The organism is Pseudomonas brenneri (genome assembly GCF_007858285.1).
In the GTDB taxonomy this organism is placed as follows: Bacteria; Pseudomonadota; Gammaproteobacteria; order Pseudomonadales; family Pseudomonadaceae; genus Aquipseudomonas; species Aquipseudomonas brenneri.
Map to the genome: position 1 here is coordinate 238,937 of NZ_VFIL01000008.1, position 20,892 is coordinate 259,828.

The 20,892-nt window shown below is 60.4% G+C and carries 21 protein-coding genes; 13 read left to right on the forward strand and 8 right to left on the reverse strand.

Annotation, left to right across the window (positions count from 1 at the left end; genetic code table 11):
* Positions 1-259: 259 nt before the first annotated feature.
* The 7 genes from FJD34_RS19115 (at position 260) to FJD34_RS19145 (ending at position 8,038) form a co-directional block, all read left to right on the forward strand.
* Positions 260-1,396, forward strand: a complete 1,137-nt coding sequence (locus tag FJD34_RS19115) for a branched-chain amino acid ABC transporter substrate-binding protein (protein ID WP_032862014.1) — start codon at positions 260-262, stop codon at positions 1,394-1,396.
* 203 nt (positions 1,397-1,599) lie between these two features.
* Positions 1,600-2,514 (forward strand): ABC transporter permease subunit, encoded by a 915-nt coding sequence (locus FJD34_RS19120; RefSeq protein ID WP_029300506.1) that lies wholly within the window; start codon positions 1,600-1,602, stop codon positions 2,512-2,514.
* A 2-nt stretch (positions 2,515-2,516) separates the two neighbouring features.
* Entirely contained in the window at positions 2,517-3,794 is a 1,278-nt protein-coding gene (gene livM, locus FJD34_RS19125) for a high-affinity branched-chain amino acid ABC transporter permease LivM (RefSeq protein WP_090292849.1), read from the forward strand.
* Positions 3,791-4,666, forward strand: coding sequence for an ABC transporter ATP-binding protein (locus FJD34_RS19130; protein WP_029300504.1), 876 nt, complete (start codon positions 3,791-3,793; stop codon positions 4,664-4,666). Before livM ends, FJD34_RS19130 begins: the two co-directional genes overlap by 4 nt.
* Positions 4,663-5,379: an ABC transporter ATP-binding protein gene (locus FJD34_RS19135; RefSeq protein WP_032862008.1), complete on the forward strand. Its 717-nt coding sequence runs from the start codon at positions 4,663-4,665 to the stop codon at positions 5,377-5,379. Before FJD34_RS19130 ends, FJD34_RS19135 begins: the two co-directional genes overlap by 4 nt.
* An 803-nt stretch (positions 5,380-6,182) precedes the next feature.
* Positions 6,183-6,947 carry an SDR family oxidoreductase gene (locus FJD34_RS19140; RefSeq protein WP_090292851.1) on the forward strand — a complete coding sequence of 255 codons (765 nt, stop codon included), beginning with the start codon at positions 6,183-6,185 and terminating at the stop codon, positions 6,945-6,947.
* Positions 6,948-7,132: 185 nt separating this feature from the next.
* On the forward strand, positions 7,133-8,038 hold the full coding sequence (locus FJD34_RS19145) for a cation diffusion facilitator family transporter (protein WP_065942870.1): 906 nt from the start codon (positions 7,133-7,135) through the stop codon (positions 8,036-8,038).
* A 110-nt stretch (positions 8,039-8,148) separates the two neighbouring features.
* Here FJD34_RS19145 and FJD34_RS19150 read toward each other — a convergent pair whose 3' ends face one another.
* The 5 genes from FJD34_RS19150 to ureE form a co-directional block, all read right to left on the reverse strand.
* Positions 8,149-9,270: an AGE family epimerase/isomerase gene (locus FJD34_RS19150; protein ID WP_090292852.1), complete on the reverse strand. Its 1,122-nt coding sequence runs from the start codon at positions 9,268-9,270 to the stop codon at positions 8,149-8,151.
* 184 nt (positions 9,271-9,454) lie between these two features.
* Entirely contained in the window at positions 9,455-10,027 is a 573-nt protein-coding gene (locus FJD34_RS19160; protein WP_032862398.1) for a HupE/UreJ family protein, read from the reverse strand.
* 24 nt (positions 10,028-10,051) lie between these two features.
* Positions 10,052-10,666: an urease accessory protein UreG gene (ureG, locus tag FJD34_RS19165; RefSeq protein ID WP_017849719.1), complete on the reverse strand. Its 615-nt coding sequence runs from the start codon at positions 10,664-10,666 to the stop codon at positions 10,052-10,054.
* A 9-nt stretch (positions 10,667-10,675) separates the two neighbouring features.
* Positions 10,676-11,350 carry an urease accessory protein UreF gene (locus FJD34_RS19170; RefSeq protein WP_032862397.1) on the reverse strand — a complete coding sequence of 225 codons (675 nt, stop codon included), beginning with the start codon at positions 11,348-11,350 and terminating at the stop codon, positions 10,676-10,678.
* The gene (gene ureE, locus FJD34_RS19175; protein ID WP_065942867.1) at positions 11,347-11,847 is read right to left on the reverse strand and encodes an urease accessory protein UreE; all 501 of its coding nucleotides are present in this window, start codon (positions 11,845-11,847) and stop codon (positions 11,347-11,349) included. The genes FJD34_RS19170 and ureE overlap by 4 nt, the downstream gene beginning before the upstream one ends.
* A gap of 297 nt (positions 11,848-12,144) precedes the next feature.
* On the opposite strand from ureE, the gene FJD34_RS19180 reads away from it, so the two are divergent.
* The gene (locus FJD34_RS19180) at positions 12,145-12,651 is read left to right on the forward strand and encodes a C40 family peptidase (RefSeq protein ID WP_032862395.1); all 507 of its coding nucleotides are present in this window, start codon (positions 12,145-12,147) and stop codon (positions 12,649-12,651) included.
* Positions 12,652-12,656: 5 nt separating this feature from the next.
* On the opposite strand, the gene FJD34_RS19185 is transcribed toward FJD34_RS19180, so the two are convergent.
* Both FJD34_RS19185 and FJD34_RS19190 read right to left on the reverse strand, forming a co-directional pair.
* Positions 12,657-13,289, reverse strand: a complete 633-nt coding sequence (locus FJD34_RS19185; RefSeq protein ID WP_029300780.1) for a TetR family transcriptional regulator — start codon at positions 13,287-13,289, stop codon at positions 12,657-12,659.
* A gap of 152 nt (positions 13,290-13,441) precedes the next feature.
* Complete coding sequence (locus FJD34_RS19190) at positions 13,442-13,861, reverse strand: hypothetical protein (RefSeq protein ID WP_082445654.1); 420 nt, start codon at positions 13,859-13,861, stop codon at positions 13,442-13,444.
* Positions 13,862-14,229: 368 nt separating this feature from the next.
* Here FJD34_RS19190 and FJD34_RS19195 point away from each other — a divergent pair, with 368 nt between their 5' ends.
* Both FJD34_RS19195 and FJD34_RS19200 read left to right on the forward strand, forming a co-directional pair.
* Positions 14,230-16,299: an AsmA family protein gene (locus FJD34_RS19195; RefSeq protein ID WP_090292854.1), complete on the forward strand. Its 2,070-nt coding sequence runs from the start codon at positions 14,230-14,232 to the stop codon at positions 16,297-16,299.
* 134 nt (positions 16,300-16,433) lie between these two features.
* Complete coding sequence (locus FJD34_RS19200) at positions 16,434-17,324, forward strand: esterase/lipase family protein (RefSeq protein WP_065942865.1); 891 nt, start codon at positions 16,434-16,436, stop codon at positions 17,322-17,324.
* Here FJD34_RS19200 and FJD34_RS19205 read toward each other — a convergent pair.
* Complete coding sequence (locus tag FJD34_RS19205) at positions 17,321-18,193, reverse strand: DMT family transporter (protein WP_032862390.1); 873 nt, start codon at positions 18,191-18,193, stop codon at positions 17,321-17,323. The two genes, FJD34_RS19200 and FJD34_RS19205, sit on opposite strands and share 4 nt — an antisense overlap.
* Before the next feature lie 97 nt (positions 18,194-18,290).
* Here FJD34_RS19205 and FJD34_RS19210 point away from each other — a divergent pair, with 97 nt between their 5' ends.
* From FJD34_RS19210 to FJD34_RS19220, 3 genes are all read left to right on the forward strand, one after another.
* Positions 18,291-19,079, forward strand: coding sequence for an AraC family transcriptional regulator (locus FJD34_RS19210; protein WP_032862400.1), 789 nt, complete (start codon positions 18,291-18,293; stop codon positions 19,077-19,079).
* A gap of 71 nt (positions 19,080-19,150) precedes the next feature.
* Positions 19,151-19,450 (forward strand): PsiF family protein, encoded by a 300-nt coding sequence (locus tag FJD34_RS19215; RefSeq protein ID WP_032862388.1) that lies wholly within the window; start codon positions 19,151-19,153, stop codon positions 19,448-19,450.
* A 345-nt stretch (positions 19,451-19,795) separates the two neighbouring features.
* A complete protein-coding gene (locus FJD34_RS19220) occupies positions 19,796-20,809 on the forward strand; it encodes an AI-2E family transporter (protein ID WP_032862386.1) in 1,014 nt (337 codons plus the stop codon).
* The last annotated feature ends 83 nt before the right edge of the window (positions 20,810-20,892 follow it).

Sequence of the window (20,892 nt, forward strand, 5' to 3'; positions counted from 1 at the left end):
TCGCTTGATGGCTGGCTGACATCAGTTTTTCGAGCGGGTTTCACCCTTTTTACCCATTGGTTGCACCTTTGCGGGCTAGACGGTTGCACGTCCCGCCAAAAAGGCACCGAAACACCTGTAATAACAATGACACCGTGTCTTTCTGAAATAAAAAAACGCAATGGCACGCTGCTTGCTCTGAGCTTTTAGTGAAGGTTTCAAGTGAAAGTTTGAAGTGAAATTGCAGTGCCCATTCAACAAAAAACTCGGAGCACCACTCATGTCCCAGACGTTTTACAAGAAAGGTTTCCTGGCCCTCGCGGTAGCTGCCGCGCTGGGTGTTTCTACGTTTGTTCAAGCTGATGTGAAGATTGGCGTAGCGGGGCCGATGACCGGCGCCAACGCTGCCTTCGGTGAGCAGTACATGAAAGGTGCCCAGGCGGCAGCTGACGTTATCAACAAGGCCGGCGGGATCAACGGCGAGCAGATCAAGCTGGTGGCCGGCGACGATGCGTGCGAGCCCAAGCAGGCCGTGGCCGTGGCCAACCGCCTGGCCGACCAGGACAAAGTGATCGGTGTGGTCGGGCACTTCTGCTCGTCGAACACCATTCCTGCCTCCGAGGTGTATGACGAAGCGGGCATCATCGCAATCACTCCAGGCTCCACCAACCCACAAGTCACCGAGCGTGGCCTGGGCGCCATGTTCCGCATGTGCGGGCGTGACGACCAGCAAGGCATCGTGGCCGGTGACTACATCGTCGATGTGCTCAAGGGCAAGAAAGTCGCGGTCATCAACGACAAGGACACCTACGGCAAAGGCCTGGCCGATGCCACTGCGGCACAGTTGACCAAGCGCGGCGTCAAGCCGGTGCTGGAAGAAGGCCTGACCCGTGGCGAGAAAGACTTCAGCGCCCTGGTCACCAAGATCCGTTCCCTGGGCGCCGACGTCGTCTACTTCGGCGGCCTGCACCCGGAAGCCGGTCCACTGGTGCGCCAGATCCGTGAAGCGGGCCTCAAGGACGTCAAGTTCATGTCCGACGATGGTGTAGTGACCGATGAACTGGTCGCCACTGCCGGTGGTGCGCAGTACGTCAATGGCGTCTACATGACCTTCGGTGCTGACCCGCGCCTGCTGCCCGATAGCAAGGCGGTGGTGGAAGAGTTCCGCAAGAATGGCACTGAGCCAGAAGGCTACACCCTGTACGCCTACGCTTCGATCCAGGCCCTGGCAGCTGGCTTCAACGGCGCCAAGTCCAACAAGGGCGAAGACGCGGCCAAGTGGCTGAAAGCCAACCCGGTGCAAACCGTGATGGGCAAGAAGGAGTGGGACACCAAGGGTGACCTGAAGGTCTCCGATTACGTGGTTTACCAGTGGGACAAGGACGGCAAATACCACCAGTTGGAAAAGCAGAAGTAATCCGAACTGACGGCATCTTCCTGTAGGAGCGAGCTTGCTCGCGAAGAGCGTTAACGATGACGCAGGCATCCTGAATGCCGCATCGCTCTCGGGTTTTTCGCGAGCAAGCTTGCTCCTACAAGGAGCGTTGCTAAGCCTCTGTTTTCCTCCAGAAGGGCCGCACACCCAACGGTGTGCAGGTCCTCACCGCGTGAGATTGCGTTATGGATGGTATTTTCCTGCAGCAACTGGTCAACGGCCTGACCCTCGGGTCGGTCTATGGCCTGATCGCCATCGGCTACACAATGGTCTATGGCATCATTGGCATGATCAACTTCGCCCACGGCGAGGTTTATATGATTTCCGCTTACCTCGCGGCGATCAGTCTGGCACTGCTGGCTTACTTCGGCCTCGAATCCTTCCCGCTACTCATCCTTGGCACGTTGATATTCACCGTGGTGGTCACCGGCGTCTACGGTTGGGTCATCGAGCGTGTCGCCTACAAACCGTTGCGTAACTCCACCCGCCTGGCCCCGCTGATCAGCGCCATCGGTATTTCGTTGATCCTGCAGAACTACGCGCAGATCGCCCAGGGCGCCAAGCAACAAGGCATTCCGACCCTGCTGGCCGGCGCCTGGCGCGTCGATATCGGCACTGGGTTCGTGCAGTTGACCTACACCAAGGTCTTTATCCTGGTCGCGGCCTTTGCCGGCATGGCACTGCTGACCTACATCATCAAGTACACCAAGCTCGGCCGCATGTGCCGCGCGACCCAGCAAGACCGCAAGATGGCCTCGATCCTGGGGATCAACACCGACCGCGTGATCTCCTACGTGTTTGTCATCGGTGCCGCCATGGCGGCCCTGGCCGGTGTGCTGATCACCCTGAACTACGGCACGTTCGACTTCTATGCCGGCTTCATCATCGGCATCAAGGCATTTACCGCCGCAGTACTTGGCGGCATCGGCTCCCTGCCCGGGGCGATGCTGGGCGGGATCATCCTGGGGATTTCCGAGTCGCTGTTCTCGGGGTTGATCAACTCTGACTACAAAGACGTGTTCAGTTTCTCCCTGCTGGTGGTGATTCTGATTTTCCGTCCCCAGGGCCTGCTTGGTCGCCCACTCGTGGCGAAGGTGTAAACATGTCTGCAGCCAAATCTATCGATATCAAGAAAAGTGTGGTCGATGCAGTCCTCGCCGGGCTGATTTCCCTGATCGTGTTCGGGCCCATCGTCGGCGTGGTCCTGGACGGCTACAGCTTCAACCTGGAACCGGCCCGCGTGGGCTTGCTGGTGGCCATCGTGATGGTCGGGCGCCTGGTCATGAGCCTGTTCCTGCAAACCCCCAAGGGCTTGAAGATTCTCCAGGGTTTTGAAACCTCGGGCTCCGGCGTGCATGTGCTGGCGCCGGACTACAAGTCGCGGTTGCGCTGGATCATCCCGGCGCTGATCGTGATCGCCATCGTCTTTCCGTTTTTTGCCAACAAGTACCTGCTGACCGTGGTGATCCTCGGGCTGATCTACGTGTTGCTCGGCCTGGGCCTGAACATTGTGGTCGGCCTGGCCGGGCTGCTCGACCTGGGTTACGTGGCGTTCTACGCCATCGGCGCCTATGGCCTGGCCCTGGGTTATCAATACCTGGGCCTGGGGTTCTGGACGGTGCTGCCACTGGCGGCCATCGCTGCTGCGCTTGCGGGGTGCATACTCGGCTTCCCGGTGTTGCGAATGCACGGTGACTACCTGGCCATCGTGACCCTGGGTTTTGGTGAAATCATTCGCCTGGTACTCAACAACTGGCTGTCGTTCACCGGCGGGCCGAACGGTATGCCGGTGCCATCGCCGACGTTCCTCGGCCTGGAATTCGGCCGGCGTGCCAAGGAAGGCGGGGTGCCGTTCCATGAGTTCTTCGGCATTGCCTACAACCCCAACGTGAAATTCCTGTTCATCTACATCGTGCTGTTTCTGGTGGTGCTGCTGGTGCTGCACATCAAGCACCGCCTGACCCGCATGCCAGTGGGTCGCGCCTGGGAGGCCTTGCGCGAGGATGAGATTGCCTGCCGTTCCATGGGCCTGAACCACGTGCTGGTGAAACTTTCGGCGTTCACCATTGGTGCGTCCACTGCTGGCCTGGCCGGGGTGTTTTTTGCCAGCTACCAGGGCTTCGTCAACCCGTCGTCGTTTACCTTCTTCGAGTCGGCGCTGATCCTCGCCATCGTGGTGCTGGGCGGCATGGGTTCGACGGTGGGCGTGGTGATTGCCGCGTTCGTGCTGACCGTGGCACCTGAACTGCTGCGCAGCTTCTCCGAGTACCGCGTGCTGCTGTTTGGCGTGCTGATGGTGGTGATGATGATCTGGCGCCCACGCGGCTTGATCCGGATCAGCCGAACCGGGGTGACACCACGCAAGGGGGTGGCGCCATGAGCAAGGAAGTCGTTCTCAACGTGGAACACCTGATGATGCACTTCGGTGGCATCAAGGCCTTGAGCGATGTGAGCCTCAAGGTCGAGCGCAACTCGATCTTCGCCCTGATTGGCCCCAACGGTGCTGGCAAGACCACGGTGTTCAACTGCCTGACCGGTTTCTATACGGCCAGCGGCGGCAAGATCGAACTCAACATCCGTGGCAAGCAGACCAATGTGATCCAGTTGCTTGGCGAGCGCTTCAAACCCACCGACTTTGTTTCGCCCAAGAGCTTTTTCAGTCGGGTGTACTACAAGATGTTCGGCGGTACCCACCTGGTGAACCGCGCCGGCCTGGCCCGGACGTTCCAGAACATTCGCCTGTTCAAGGAAATGTCGGTGGTGGAAAACCTGCTGGTGGCCCAGCACATGTGGGTCAACCGCAACATGCTGGCAGGCATTCTCAACACCAAGGGCTACCGCAAGGCGGAAAGCGATGCCCTCGACCATGCGTTCTACTGGCTGGAGGTGGTGGACCTGGTGGACTGTGCCAACCGCCTGGCTGGCGAACTCTCCTACGGCCAGCAGCGCCGCCTGGAAATCGCCCGGGCCATGTGCACCCGGCCGCAGATCATCTGCCTCGACGAACCGGCTGCGGGCCTCAACCCCCAGGAAACCGAAGCCCTCAGCGCGATGATTCGCCTGCTGCGCGACGAACACGACCTCACAGTGGTACTGATCGAGCACGACATGGGCATGGTGATGAGTATTTCCGACCACATTGTGGTGCTGGACCACGGCAACGTCATCGCCGAGGGCGGGCCGGAAGCGATCCGCAACGACCCGAAAGTGATCGCGGCCTACCTGGGCGCCGATGAAGAGGAGTTGGTATGAGTACACCTATCCTCGAAATGAAGGACCTGGACGTGTTTTATGGCCCGATCCAGGCCTTGAAGAAAGTCTCGCTGCACATCGACGAAGGCGAAACCGTCAGCCTGATCGGCTCCAACGGCGCGGGCAAGTCCACGCTATTGATGTCGATCTTTGGCCAGCCACGGGCCGAGTCGGGGCAGATCCTGTACCAGGGCGTGGACATTACCCACAAGTCGTCCCACTACATCGCTTCCAACGGCATCGCCCAGTCTCCGGAAGGGCGGCGAGTGTTCCCCGACATGACCGTCGAGGAAAACCTGCTGATGGGCACCATCCCCATCGGTGACAAGCACGCCAGCGAAGATATGCAACGCATGTTCGAGCTGTTTCCACGGCTCAAGGAACGGCGCAACCAGCGCGCAATGACCATGTCCGGTGGCGAGCAGCAAATGCTCGCCATCGCCCGGGCGCTGATGAGTCGGCCCAAGCTGTTGCTGCTCGATGAGCCGAGCCTGGGGCTGGCGCCGATCGTGGTGAAGCAGATTTTTGCCACCCTGCGCGAACTGGCCGCCACCGGCATGACCATCTTTTTGGTGGAGCAGAACGCAAACCACGCGTTGCGCCTGTCTGACCGGGCGTATGTGATGGTCAACGGCGAGATTCGCCTCACAGGCAGCGGCAAGGAGCTGCTGGTCAACGAGGAAGTGCGCAACGCCTACCTCGGTGGGCATTAATCCGCCACCACCCTAGGCGCCAGCTTGTGTGGGAGCTGGCTTGCCTGCGATGCATACACCTCGGTATTTCAGGTAAACCGAGGTGATGCCATCGCGGGCAAGCCCGGCTCCCACATAAAGTTGGCTCTTACATTCTTGGGGCGTGCGCAGACCCTCCGGCAAATTGTGGAAAACAAATCCACACACCTCCCAAAGCGCGACATATAGCCGCCGCAAATCCCTGTTTTGTCACACAAATGACTTGTCCCCATCCGCTGTGGAACCGGCTGTGGGTAACATGGGAGTAGCTGGCTGCAAGCCTTTATTTACGAGGCTTACAGCGCGGTGGTTGTTTTTTGAACAGGCGCTTTTTTGTGGGGCCCGGCAGGTTTTGTCAACCTGTTCAAAGACACAGGTGAATGACCGAAAGATGACGCTCAGGCCTGTGGATAAGTCTGTGGTTAAACTCTGGAAAGACCTCCGTAGAGGCCGGTTTTACTGGCCTGGAGCCATGTCCCTCGACACATCCTTTTGCAGAGGCCTACATATGGCCGGTCCAAGGTCAAGCAAAAAACTTTTTGAATCGCCCTGAAAGCCTCGTACTCAGCGGCCTGCAGGGTTTCGTACTTGCCCCCAAAGACTGTGGGCGCAGCTGTGGATAACCTGCGCGCACATGGCTGTAAGCCACGGTTCATAGGTCATTGGTCAAGATGGTTAAAAAATGATCAAGGGTGTATCAAGTTGTGCGCTTAGCGGTTGCCGGGACGGCGGGGTAAGGGCATTCTGCTGGCTGATTTTTTCCCGATGCCCGCAAGGAGAACACCATGTCCAACACGCTGTTTATTACTGGCGCAACCTCAGGTTTCGGCGAAGCCTGTGCCCGTCGCTTTGCCGAGGCCGGCTGGAAACTGGTGCTCACCGGTCGTCGTGCCGAGCGCTTGAATGCCCTGGTCGAAGAGCTTTCCAAGCAGACCGAGGTGCATGGCCTGGTGGTGGACGTGCGTGACCGCAAGGGCATGGAAGAGGCGATTGCCAGCCTGCCACCGCCGTTCAGCAAGCTGCGCGGGCTGATCAACAATGCGGGCCTGGCGGTGGGCACGGATCCTGCGCCCAAATGCAGCCTCGACGATTGGGAAACCATGGTCGACACCAATATCAAAGGCCTGCTGACCACCACCAGCCTGCTGCTGCCGCGCCTGATCGCCCATGGCCGTGGCGCGGGGATCATCAACCTGGGCTCCATCGCCGGCAATTACCCATACCCGGGCAGCCACGTGTATGGCGGCTCCAAGGCGTTCGTCAAACAGTTCTCCCTGAACCTGCGCTGCGACCTGCAAGGCACCGGCGTGCGCGTGACCAACATCGAGCCGGGGCTGTGCGAAAGCGAGTTCTCCCTGGTGCGCTTTGGCGGTGACCAGGCGCGTTACGACGCCACCTACGCCGGCGCCGAGCCGATCCAGCCGCAGGACATTGCCGACACCATCTTTTGGGTGATGAACACCCCGGCGCACGTGAACATCAACCGCCTGGAACTGATGCCGGTGAGCCAGACCTGGGCTGGGTTTGCGATTGAGCGTGGGGCCAAGTAAGGCTTGAGACCGCGCCGCCTGTTTCGCGAGCAAACCCACACACACATTCGACTGTATTCACAAATCCAAATGTGTGCGGGCTTGCTCGCGAAGGCGTCAGATCGGTCAAAACAGGGCATAAGGTACACTCCACTCCTGAAAACCCCACCGTACCCAGCGGTTTAAAGGTTTTGACAGGAGGATATGTGAGTAACCGAGGTGAGCAGGCACTGCTCAAACAATCGACCATCCTGATGTTCGCCGTGGCGATCGCCGGGATTGTCACGGGTGTGATATCAGGCGCCCAATCCATTTTGTTCGATGGCTTTTTCTCGCTGATCGCAACCTTTATCAAGGTGCTGATGCTGATCACGGCCAAGCTGATCGCCAAGAAAAGCAACGAGCGCTTCCAGTTCGGCTACTGGCACCTGGAGCCCATGGTGTTGCTGATCGAGGGCAGTTTCCTGCTACTGATTGCTATCTACGCGTTTCTCAACGGGGTGTTCGGCATTATCAATGGCGGGCGCGAGATCGAGTTGGGGCTGGTGATCATCTATGCCGCGGTGTTTACCGTGGTCGAGTTCGCCTATTTCTTCTACGTGCGCTACCGCAATCGCACGCTCAAGTCGTCGTTGATCCAGTTCGACAACATCAGTTGGCTGGTGGACGCCATGCTCTCCGTGGGCCTGCTGGTGAGCTTCCTCGCTGCGTTGCTGCTCAAGTCCCAGGGCTATGGCGAGTGGGCGGTGTATGTCGACCCCTTGATCCTGATCCTGCTGGCCCTGAGCATGCTGGCGCCGGCCTTGAAGATCCTGCGCCCGGCCTTGCGCGATGTGCTGGGGATTGCCCCGGACCAGTTGGACGACAAGGTGCGCGAAGTGATGGATGCGGCCCAGGCCCGGCATGGCTTCGATGACTATGTGTCCTACGTGCAGAAACACGGGCGGGCGCGGTTTATCGAGATTCATGTGGTGTTGCCGGCCGATTACCCGGTGGATAAGGTTGCGACACTCGATGAGCTGCGTGAAGAGATATCCACAGGGCTGGGCGCGGCGGACAAGGCGCGCTGGTTGACCATCAGCTTTACCGGGGATCGCAAGTGGATTGCCTGATAGTCAGTTAGACCGAGGTGAGGCTATCGCAGGCAAGCCAGCTCCTACATTTTGATGTGTGAACCCATTCAGGTGTGGGAGCGGGCTTGCTCGCGATGGGGCCTTTGAATTCAGCCAAGAAACTCGATCAGGCCCTGATAGCACGTCGCCAAATGGTAGGGCGTAGTCGACGGCATATCCCGCCGGCTCACCTCACCCTTGGCATCCAGGCACTCATTCCAGCCCTTTGCATGCAGGAAATGCTGCTGCAACGCCAGCAACTGGCGCTCCAGCACCGCCTCGCTGCCTGGCCGCAGCGTCAGCGCGCGCAGATATTCGGCCTGGGCCCAGATCCGCTGGGTGCCGTCGCGCACGCTGCCATCGAGTGCCAGCATCCCGCTGACTGCGCCGCTCACGTTATCCACACCCATCTGCTCGGCATAGGCAAACGCCCGGCTCAGCGAAGCGTGCAGGGGCGTGCCGCGCAGCACGGGCGAGGACTCCAGCAGGAAGAACCACTCGAACTGGTGCCCCGGCTCGAACCAGTTATCCACAGCACCCAGGGGCTTTTCCATCATCACGCCGTGCTGACGCTCGATAAAGCGTTGCTGCATGGCCGTCGCCAGTGCCAGCAGGGCCTGTTGCACCGCAGGGTCTTCACGTACCGCGAGGGTGGCGAGGAAACCTTCGGCCAGATGCATCAGCGGGTTTTGCAGCGGGCCGGACTTGAGGGACGACCAGTTGCGCTCCAATACGGCCTCATACAAGCCGTCGCCCGTGGCAAAGCGCTCGGCGACCACTTCCAGGGCGGCGTTGAGCACCGACTCCACCAGCGGCTCGCGGACCTTGGCCCAGTAATGGGCGCAGGCGAAGATGATAAACGCGTGGGTATACAGGTCTTTGCGCTTGTCCAGCGGCTTGCCGTGGGGGTCGATGCTGTAGAACCAGCCACCGTGCTCGGCGTCGTGGAAGTGCCGTTGCAGCGAGCGGAACAACGCCGCTGCACGTTCTTGCGCAAAGTCCTTGCCGGGCTCGCCGATCAGGCTGGCAAACACATACAGCTGCCGGGCGCAGGCCATGGCGCGGTAGCGCTGCGGGGCCAATGGCTGGTGATCGGCATCCAGTGCTTCATAGGGCAACGCCAACTCGGCATTCCAGCCTGGGCCCTGCCAGAGCGGCACGATCAGGTCGTTGAAGTGCGTGAGCACAGCGTTCAGTTGAGGCTTGTTGGCAGAGCTTGGAGCGATGGGCATCGGCTGGTGTCGTCACGGCAGGGGTGTTTGCCGCGCATGGTAGCAGGCTTGGGGGCAGCGGTGGTTTTGCTACCGCTTTCGCGAGCAAGCCCGCTCCCACATTTGACCGGGTTCCATCGTTGGAATGCGGTCAAATGTGGGAGCGGGCTTGCTCGCGAAGAGGCCCTCAACAGCGCTGCATCACTCAGCCCGCCAGCAACCAACCCCCAGTCGCCGCCGAAGCCGCCCCTGCCACCCGCACCAGCGGCGCCGCCGCAGCCGGCAGAAAGCGCACCACTGCATAACCCGCCGCGTGCAGCACAGCCGTCGCCCCCACGAACCCGGCTGCATACGCCCACGGGCTGGTCATATCCGGCAGTTCCAGGCCGTGAGCCACGCCGTGGAACAGGGCAAACACGGCTGTTGCAGCTACCGCCACCGCCACCGGCGGACGAATCGCCAAAGCCACCGCCAGGCCCAGGGCCAGTACCGACGCGGCAATCCCGCTTTCCAGGGCCGGCAAGGCCAACCCTTCAAAACCGAGCACGCCACCGAGCAGCATGGTGCCGACAAAGGTGCAAGGCAGGGCCCAGCGCGCCGCGCCTTGTTGCTGCGCCGCCCACAGGCCGACGGCCAGCATCGCCAGCAAATGGTCGAGACCGCCGAGGGGATGGCTGATGCCGGCTACCAGACCATTGTCGCCGTGACCCGGATGGGCAAAGGCCAGGGCCGGGACCAGTAGCAGGGCGAGGGTGGCAAACAGTTTGTTGAGGCTCATAAGACAGCTCCTTGATAAGAGGGATCAGGCTGCGGTCAGCAGGCCCTGGCGTTCGATAAAGGCGACGATTTCGTCGAGGCCGACGCCGGTTTTCTGGTTGCTGAACACAAAGGGTTTGCCATTGCGCATGCGCTGGGTGTCGCTGTTCATCAGCTCCAGCGAGGCCCCGACCAGTGGCGCCAGGTCGATCTTGTTGATCACCAGCAGGTCGGACTTGCAGATTCCCGGTCCACCTTTGCGCGGCAGTTTGTCGCCGGCTGATACATCGATCACATAGATGGTCAGGTCTGACAGTTCGGGGCTGAAGGTGGCCGAGAGGTTGTCGCCGCCCGACTCCACTAGGATCAGGTCGAGGCCGGGAAAGCGTCGGTTCAGTTGATCAACCGCTTCGAGATTGATCGATGCATCTTCACGGATCGCCGTGTGCGGGCAGCCGCCGGTTTCCACGCCAATGATCCGCTCGGGCGCCAGGGCCTGGTTGCGCACCAGAAAGTCGGCGTCTTCGCGGGTGTAGATGTCGTTGGTGACCACCGCCAGGTTGTAGCGATCACGCAGGGCCAGGCACAGCGCCAGGGTCAAGGCGGTCTTGCCGGAGCCAACGGGGCCGCCGATACCGACGCGCAGGGGTTGTGTGTTCATGGGGCTCTCCTAGGAACGGAACAGGCGGCTGTACTGGCGCTCGTGGGCCATGCATGCCAGGGACAGGCCGAATGCGGCGCTGCCAAAATGATGAGGGTCGCGCTGGCTGGCGTCCTGCTGGGCCTGTTGCAGCAGGGGCAGCAGTTCGCTGGTCAGGCGTTGGGCGGCTTGCTGGCCCAGGGGCAGGGTTTTCATCAGCACGGCCAATTGGTTTTCCAGCCAGCTCCAGAGCCAGGCGGCCAGGGCATCGTCGGGGCTGATCGTCCAGGCGCGAGCCGCGAGCGCCCAGCCCAGGGCCAAATGCGGCTCGCGGGTTGCCGTAAGAAAATCGCGGGCGGCTTCATCCAACTCCGGCAAGCCATTGAGCAGTTGTTGCAGGGAATAGCCCATCTGCCGGCTCTCCTGGAACAACTCACGGGTTTCGCGGCTGGCGCGATGCTCCTCGCAGAGTTGGCGCAGGCGCGCCCAGTCCTGGGCTGCGGCGGCCTGGCAATGGGCGAGCAGCAACGGCGCTTCGAAGCGCGCCAGGTTGAGCAGCAACTGGTCGCTGATCCAGCGTCGGGCGCTGTCGGCATCACTGACACGGGCATTCTCCACGGCCATTTCCAGGCCCTGTGAATAGCTGTAGCCGCCAATCGGCAATTGCGGACTGGCCAGGCGCAACAGCGCCCAGGCCGGGTTCACAGGCGCACGCCGAACTGATGCAGTTTGGGCGGGTAGTTGAAGTCTTCATCACCATGGCGCGAGTGATGATGACCGCCACCATAGGCGCCGTGTTCTGGCTGGAACGGTGCTTCGAGGGTTTCGGTATGGGCGCCCAATTGCTCCAGCATGGCCTTGAGCACGTAGTCATCGAGCAGCCGCAGCCAGCCGTCTCCCACTTGCAGGGCCACGTGGCGGTTGCCCAGGTGATAGGCCGCGCGGGTCAGTTCGAAGGCGCTGCTGCAGGTGACATGCAGCAGTTGTTCAGGGCGAGCACAGACGCGTACGACACGTCCGTCTTCAGCCTGTAGGAATTCTCCGTCATGCAGCGGCGGCTGGCCACGCTCCAGAAACAGGCCGACGTCTTCTCCCTCGGCACTGAAACAGCGCAGGCGGCTTTTGCTGCGAGCGTCGAAGTTCAGCAACAACTCTGCGGCCCAGACGGGTTGGGGGGCGATTCGGCGGTGGATCACCAGCATCAGGAAGCTTCCAGCTATGAGCGATAAACAGGCTAGAGCAAGGGGCTTGCCAATCTGGCTGGATGTGGGAAAACGACGTAGGAATCGAGTGTCTGCCACTCATTGGGGCAACAGGTTGCGCGAGGCATGACTCATTTTGGTGCGCGGTGGCGGCTTTTGGCGCCGAAGTTGTGCAGTTGGTTACGGGCTTCAGGGGCTTTGGGATGTGTCTTACAACGATCTGAGAGTTTCCGTTCATCTCGTTCTACGTCGTTTCACTAGGATTTCGCCCCTGTTTAATCCATCGCGACGTTCATCATGTTCAAGTCATTTTTAGGTGTAGTTATTGTCGGCCTGTTTGCGCTGACGTCATCGTCCTGGGCCAACGTCAGTAAACGCGGTACGTCACTGGCCTCGTTCAGTTCCGTGCCCAGGCCTGCCATCGACAACGTTGTCGACCGCGCCTATGAATTGTTGGGCAAGCCTTACAAATTGGGAGGGGCATCGGTGGATCAGGGGTTCGATTGCAGCGGTCTGTTGGTCTATCTGTTCAAGACCCAAGCCAATATTGTTATCCCGCGCACCACCTCGGCGATGCACCGCTCAACGGCGGCAACGATCAAGCGCGATGCGCTGCAACCCGGCGATGCGGTGTTTTTCAGGGGCAATGGCAGCGGCCAGGTTGGCCATGTCGGCTTGTACATCGGCGAAGGCAAATTCATTCATTCACCGCGCCCGGGCAAAAGCATCCGCATTGATTCGCTGGCCAACACCTACTGGAAGAAGAACTACACCACCGCCAAACGCTTCTACGCGGTGCGTTGATCGCTCTATTCGGTGCTGCCCAGGCCTTGCCAGTGCTTGAGACCGATAAAGATAAAGCGCAGTTGCTGGGTGATCTTGGCCTGGGGTGTGAGGTGTGCAGGCAGGGCGGCGGCGGGCGGGTCGATGATGTCGGGCAGGGTGGCGAACACGCTCTTGACGATCAGGTCGGCCATCACATGCAGACCCTCGGCATCCAGGTGCTGGAGTTTGGGCATCAGCGTCAGGTCGGCCGCCAGGTCCGAGGTGATGTCTTCACGCAAGGCGCCGATGGCTTGGCGCACGGCCAGGCAACCGCCGTATTGCTCGCGGGCGAGGAATAAAAACTGTGAACGGTTGGCCGCGACCACATCGAGAAAGATCCGCACCGAGGCATCGATGATGCCGCCCATGACGAATTCGTTGTGGCGTACCAGGCGGATGGTGGCACGGAAGGTTTGGCCGACCTCACTGACGAGCACCAGGCCCAGTTGGTCCATATCGGCAAAGTGACGGTAGAAACCGGTCGGCACGATGCCAGCGCTCTTGGCCACTTCCCGCAGGCTCAGGCTGCCAAACCCTCGTCCACCCTCCATCAGATGGCGGGCTGCGTCCATCAAGGCAAGGCGGGTCTGTTGCTTCTGTTCGGCGCGGGGGAGCATGGGCGGGTGGGCTTTGTAGGCAAGGACAGCGACGCACTCTAGCAAATCAACTTTACCGGCGTCGAACTTCAAGCGAGACAAGGGTGTTGCGGGTCACACAAAGTCAAAGCCCGATCGCAGGGGATCGGGCTTTTTTCAGGGCCAGCACAGGCTTAGCTCGTAGCTTTATGCATTTCAGCCAGACGGTCGGAACCGCCTTCAGCTACGGCGTTACGTTCTTGCAGACGGTCAGAACCACCTTCAACCAGACCTTTCTGTTCCAGGCGATCGCGGCCGCCTTCAGCTACGGCATTGCGTTCTTGCAGACGATCCGAGCCACCTTCGACCAGACCTTTCTGTTCCAGGCGATCGCGGCCGCCTTCAGCTACGGCATTGCGTTCTTGCAGGCGATCCGAGCCACCTTCGACCAGGCCTTTCTGTTCCAGGCGATCGCGGCCACCTTCGGCAACGGTCTGGCTGATGTGTACAGCGTCAGATTTGACTTGTGGGATGGCTTGTTCTGCAGCTGGCAGGGCGAAAGCGCTGGTGGCCAGGACAGAGAGTGCAACACTGAGCAGTAATTGGCGTTTCATGATGAGTTGCTCCTTGGGAGGGCGATAAAGTGGGTACAGAGCTAATGCTACTCTCGATAACTCGATATAAAAGTTCATAAACACAATGGTAATAATCAACAGAATTGATTGTTCTACGCGATGGCTCTAGAACGCGCGTCTCAAGCACGCGCTTTTGCACCGATGTGGGTATTTTCGACACGGGCGTGGGTAACAACGGTGCGCCGTTGATGAAAGAAGCTGTCGGATTAGTCAGAAAAAGCGCTTTTCGCCGCTAATTCCACTCTGCGGTTAAACCCCCAGGCCATTTGCCAGTCGTAGCCATATAAGCTTTAGTCCTTGCGCGCGTTGCCACTGGCACGCGCAGTCGTAATCAGGAGCCCTGTGCAATGACGCGCACTCGTAAAATTCTCGCCTGGAGCAGTGCTTGCTTCGTTCTGTTAATCGCCGCCGTCGTGCTGATCCTGGTGTTCTTCGACTGGAACCGGATCAAGCCGCAACTCAATGCCAAAGTCTCCGAAGAGCTGCATCGCACCTTTGCCATTAATGGCAACCTGGCCGTGGTCTGGCAGCGCGAGCCGGACGAGGGCGGTTGGCGGGCCTGGGTGCCGTGGCCCCATGTGGTGGCCGAGGACCTGAGCCTGGGCAACCCCGAGTGGTCGAAAAAACCGCAGATGGTCAGCCTCAAGCGTGTCGAATTGCGTATCTCACCGTTGGCCTTGCTGGCCCAGCGCGTGGTGATTCCGCGTATCGACCTGACCGAACCGAGCGCCGAGTTGCAGCGCCTGGCCGATGGCCGCGCCAACTGGGTATTCAAATTTGATCCCAAGGACCCGAATGCCGAACCGTCCAGCTGGGTGGTGGATATCGGCGCTATCGGCTTCGACAAGGGCCACGTGACCCTCGACGACCAGACGCTCAAGACCCGCCTGGATGTGCTGATCGACCCGCTGGGCAAGCCGGTTGCGTTCAGTGAAATAGTCGGTGAGCGCGACGCAAAAAAGGCCCTGGAGAAGGGCTCTGCCCCCCAGGACTACGCTTTCGGCCTCAAGGTCAGCGGTCAGTACCACGGCCAGAAACTCGCCGGCAGCGGCAAGATCGGCGGGTTGCTGGCCCTGCAGGACGCCGCTAAGCCATTCCCCCTGCAAGCCCAGGCCAGGATCGGTGACACCAGCATCGCCCTGGCCGGCACCCTGACCGACCCGCTGAACCTCGGCGCCCTGGATTTGCGCCTGAAACTGTCCGGTACCAGCCTGGGCAACCTTTACCCGCTGACTGGCGTGACTCTGCCGGACTCACCGGCCTATTCCACCGATGGTCGCTTGATCGCCAAATTGCATGAAGCCGGCGGCGCGTCGTTCCGTTATGAAAACTTCAACGGCAAGATCGGCAACAGCGATATCCATGGCAACCTGGCCTACGTCGCCAGCCAGCCGCGGCCCAAGCTCAGTGGTGCGCTGGTCTCCAATCAACTGTTACTGGCCGACCTGGCGCCGCTGATCGGTGCTGACTCCAACGCCAAGCAAAAGGCCCGTGGCGGTGAAAGCAAGCAACCGGCGACCAAGGTGCTGCCGGTCGAGGAGTTTCGCACCGAGCGCTGGCGCGATATGGATGCGGATGTCGAGTTCACGGGCAAACGCATTGTCCACAGCGCCGAACTGCCGTTCACCGACCTCTACACACACCTGGTGCTGACCGACGGCCAATTGAGCCTGGAACCCCTGCGTTTTGGCGTGGCGGGTGGCAAGCTCAGCGCGCAAGTCCGCCTCAATGGTCGCATCACTCCGCTGGAGGGCCGGGCGAAGTTGACGGCGCGCAACTTCAAGCTCAAGCAGTTGTTCCCCACCTTTGAACCGATGAAAACCAGCTTCGGCGAACTCAACGGCGATGCCGACATCGCCGGGCGTGGCAACTCGGTGGCGGCGCTCTTGGGCAGTGCCAATGGCGATCTGAAAATGCTCATCAACGACGGCGCGATCAGCCGTGGCCTGATGGAAATTGCCGGGCTGAACGTGGGCAACTATGTGGTCGGCAAGATGTTTGGCGACAAGGAAGTGAAGATCAACTGCGCGGCGGCGGACTTCGGCATCAAGACCGGCCTGGCCACCAGTCGGCTGTTTGTGTTCGATACCGAGAACGCGATCATCTACATCGATGGCACCGCGAACATGGCCAGCGAACAACTGGACCTGACGATTACCCCGGAGTCCAAGGGTTTCCGCCTGTTCTCGCTGCGCTCGCCGTTGTACGTCAACGGGCCGTTTATCAAGCCCAATGCCGGGGTCAAGGCGGTGCCGTTAATGCTGCGGGGTGCAGGGATGGTGGCGTTGGGGGTGATTGTCGGGCCTGCGGCGGGATTGCTGGCGCTGGTGGCACCGAGCGGTGATGTGCCGAACCAGTGTGTGCCGCTGTTGCAGCAGATGAAGGAAGGCAAGGCGCCGAAGACGGTGAAGGGCTGACTGACGAGCCCGAAACCAAAATGTGAGTGCTACGCGGCGCAAAAAGTTTTATCGGATGTAGCCGGGTGTCATATCGATTGCCGCAGGGCTGGTCTAGGATCTGCTCAATCGCCTCTTTGACGGACGTTCGCCCCATGCCGCAGTCATTGGCTACACGTTATCCCCTGGTCCTGGTGCCGGGCATGCTCGGGTTTGTGCGGCTGGTGCTGTACCCGTATTGGTACGGGATCGTCCCGGCATTGCGTGCCGGCGGGGCGCAGGTGTTTGCGGTGCAGGTGGCGCCGCTCAACGCCAGTGAGGTGCGCGGCGAGCAGTTGCTGGTGCAGATCGAACAGATACGCCGCCAGACCGGCGCCGACAAGGTCAACCTGATCGGTCACAGCCAGGGTTCGCTCACCGCCCGTTACGCAGCGGCTAAACGCCCGGAATGGGTGGCCTCGGTCACGTCGGTGGCCGGGCCCAATCACGGTTCTGAACTGGCGGACTACTTGCACACCCACTACCCGGCCGATAGCGCCAAGGGGCGGATCATGAGTGCGTTGTTGCGCCTGGTGGGCGTGGTGATGGGGCTGCTCGAAACCGGCTATCGCGGCCCGCGTTTTGCGGCGGATATCCACGCCTCTCATCAGTCACTGACCAGTGAGGGTGTGGCGCTGTTCAATCGCCAGTACCCCCAGGGCTTGCCCGATACCTGGGGCGGGCAGGGCGCCGAGGAAGTGAACGGTGTGCGGTATTACTCCTGGTCCGGCACCTTGCAGCCGGGCAAGACTGATCGCGGGCGCAACCTGCTGGACGGTACAAACCGCAGTTGCCGGCTGTTTGCGCGCACCTTCGTCAAGGAGAAAGGCCAGTGCGATGGCATGGTCGGGCGCTACAGCTCGCACCTGGGCACGGTGATTGGTGATGACTATGCGCTGGACCATTTCGATATCGTCAACCAGTCGCTGGGCCTGGTGGGCAAGGGCGCCGAGCCGATTCGCCTGTTTGTCGAGCATGCGCAGCGGTTGAAGGCAGCCGGGATTTAGCGCCTTACCGGCGTCGTCCAGCGCTCCGACAAAATCACCCCACCCAACGTCAGCACGCCCCCGACCAGGTGATACAGCGCCAACTGCTCCTTGAGCACCACCGCGGCAATCAGCGCGGTGATCAACGGCAGCAAATTGAAAAACAGCGTGGTGCGGCTCGGCCCCAGGTTTTTCACCGAATGCATCCACGCAAGTGGCGCGATCATCGACGCCAGCAGGCAGGCATACACCACCAGGCCAATATTCGAGGGGCCCAGGCCGACCTTGTCCGACGCCAGGAACAGCGGAAACAGCACCACCACCGCCACCAGTACCTGCAAATACAACAACACCAGGGGCGGCAGGCGCAGTTGCCATTTTTTCAGCAGGGTGCTGTAGATCGCATAGGCCAGCGTGGCCACCAGCATCATCGCGTCGCCCAGGTTCACCCCGTGTTGCAGCAGCGCGCCGAGGCTGCCGGACGATACCACCACCGCAACCCCGGCAAACGACAGGACTGCACCGGTCAAGGCGCCGAAGGTCAGGCGCTGGCCGAGACTGATAATGGCGGCGGTCAGGGCCATCAACGGCATCAGCGACAGGATGATCCCCATATTGGTGGCGCTGGTCAGGCTCGCCGCGTAGTACGCCAGGCTCTGGTAGACCGCCATGCCGAGCACACCGAGGATGACGATTTTGCCCAGGTTGGGGCGGATCAGCGCCCAGTTGGCAATGACCGGCTTGAGCATGAACGGGGTAAACAGGATGGCCGCCAGCAGCCAGCGATAAAAGCCGATCTCGGCCGGGAATATCGAGCCCACGGCGAGTTTGTTGACCACGGTATTGCCAGCCCAGATAAAAATGGCCAGCAGCGGATAAGCGTATTGCATCGCAAGGAACCAGGAACGTTAGTGAGGCTTGATTATCCTTTGTCTGGATCGAAGCCTATACTTCGATCCAGACAAGCCGCCTTTGTATCCAGACAACATGTCCAGAACCTACATCAACTTGCCCGATTTCGACGTACTGCCGGCCCCGGTGTACTTTCGCTATTCGGAGTTTGCCGCCGACAGCCATGCTTCCAGCCATCAACATGCATGGGGTTCCCTGGATTACTCGGCCCGTGGCGTGATGCGCTTTGAGGTGGGCGGCAACCGGTTTATGTCGCCGCCGCAATACGCGGTGTGGATCCCGCCCAACACCCAGCACAGCTCCTACAACGCCCAGGCGATTGTCTACCGCTCGGTGTACCTGGCGCCGTCCTTGTGCGAGCAATTGCCTGCGCAGCCCTGCACCCTGACCATCAGCGACATCCTCAAGGCCATCCTCAGTGACTTTGCCGAGCGCGACGTCAACATCCCCGCCAACGAGGCCGACGTGCGCCTGGCCCAGGTGCTGGTGGATCAACTGCGCCAGGCGCCGGTGCATGATTGTTTCCTGCCCTATGCCAGTAGCCCCGGCCTGCTCAGCGTGCTCGAAGGCATGCAGGTGGACCCTGGCGACAGCCGCGCGCTGGCGCAGTGGGCGCAGCAGGTGCATGTCAGCGAGCGCACCCTGGCCCGGCAATTTGTGCGTGAACTGGGCATGAGTTTTGGTGAGTGGCGCCAGCGCCTGCGTTTTCTGGCGGCCATTGAGGCGCTGGAAAGCAGCCGCAGTGTGCAGGAAGTAGCGTTTGACCTGGGCTACAGCACCGCCTCGGCGTTTATTGCGATGTTCCAGCGCCAGGCCGGCAGTACGCCGGAGCAGTATCGACGGACGAACCTACGTAGTAGGTGAAGGTGTAACAGGCTTTGTCTACACTGCAGGGGAGGCCGCGCCCCTCGGCGTGGTAACAGGGAGAAAACTCCATGAAGATGTTGCGTATTCCGTTGTTGATGATCGGTCTGCTGCTCTGTTCCCAAGGGTTTGCGGCCACTGCCCAGCAAAACAAAATGACCACCTGCAACGCCGAAGCTTCCACCAAGACCTTGAAGGGCGATGATCGCAAGGCCTTCATGAAAACCTGCCTCTCGGCCCCGGCCGCCAATGACGCCAAGACCCTGACCCCGCAGCAGCAAAAGATGAAGGACTGCAACGCGTCGGCCAAAACCAAGGCGCTGGCTGGCGATGCGCGTAAAACCTTTATGAGCACCTGCCTGAAGAATTAATAGCCCCGGACTACCTAAGGCTGCGACACTCGCACAGCCCTTACACCTGTAGGAGCGAGCTTGCTCGCGAAGAACGTGAACGGTATCGCGCGCATCTTGAATGCACGCGTTGCCCATGAGTTTTTCGCGGGCTTGCCCTAATGCCAGTCAGTTAAGGCTTTTTTGTAGGAGCGAGCTTGCTCGCGAAAAACTTACAGGCGCTGCATTCATTCAGTAAGCACGCGTTATCGTTGACGTTTTTCGCGAGCAAGCTCGCTCCTACAGAAGGCGATGACCGCTTAACTGACTGGCATTAGGGCAAGCCCGCTCCTACACGTCCTTTAACGCCGTTCGTTTAGAGGCTGTATGCCAACGTTTTCTCAGCGTCATGTGTTGTTGCTGGCCAGCTACATCATCATTTTCGGCGGATTGTTGCTGGTATTGCCGTTAAAACTGCTGCCCAGCCTGTTGGCTGGCTTGCTTGTCTTCGAACTGGTCAACATGCTCACCCCGCAGTTGCAACGGTTGATCGAAGGCCGGCGCGCACGCTGGTTGGCCGTGGCCTTGCTCGGCACGGTTATTGTCAGCGTACTGACTCTAATTTTTGCCGGCGCCATCAGCTTCCTGCTGCACGAAGCGGAAAACCCCGGGGCTTCCCTGGATAAATTCATGGGCGTGGTGGACCGCGCACGCGGCCAATTGCCGCCGTTCCTCGACGCCTACCTGCCGGCCAGCGCCGCCGAATTTCGCGTGGCCATTGGCGATTGGTTGAGCAAGCACCTGAGCGATTTGCAACTGGTCGGCAAAGACGCCGCGCACATGTTCGTGACCCTGCTGATCGGCATGGTCCTGGGCGCCATCATCGCCTTGCAACGGGTCCCCGACCTGACCAAGCGCAAACCCCTGGCCGCCGCGCTGTTCGACCGCCTGCACCTGCTGGTCCAGGCCTTTCGCAACATTGTCTTCGCGCAAATCAAAATCGCTGCGCTCAACACTGTCTTCACCGGGATATTCCTCGCGGTGGTGCTGCCGCTGTGCGGGATCCACCTGCCGCTGACCAAGACCCTGATCGTCCTGACCTTCCTGCTGGGCCTGCTGCCGGTAATCGGCAACCTGATGTCCAACACCCTGATCACCATCGTCGCCCTGTCGCTGTCGATCTGGGTCGCGGTGGCGGCGCTGGGGTATCTGATCGTGATCCACAAGGTCGAGTACTTTCTCAACGCGCGCATCGTCGGCGGGCAGATCAGTGCCAAATCGTGGGAGTTGCTGTTGGCGATGTTGGTGTTCGAAGCCGCATTCGGCCTGCCGGGAGTGGTGGCGGGGCCGATCTACTATGCGTATTTGAAGAGTGAGTTGAAGTTGGGTGGGATGGTCTAAAACTTGAGGGTGTTTGGACTGGCCCTTTCGCGAGCAAGCCCGTTCCCACATTTGGACCGAGTTCCACCTTGGGAATGCAGTCT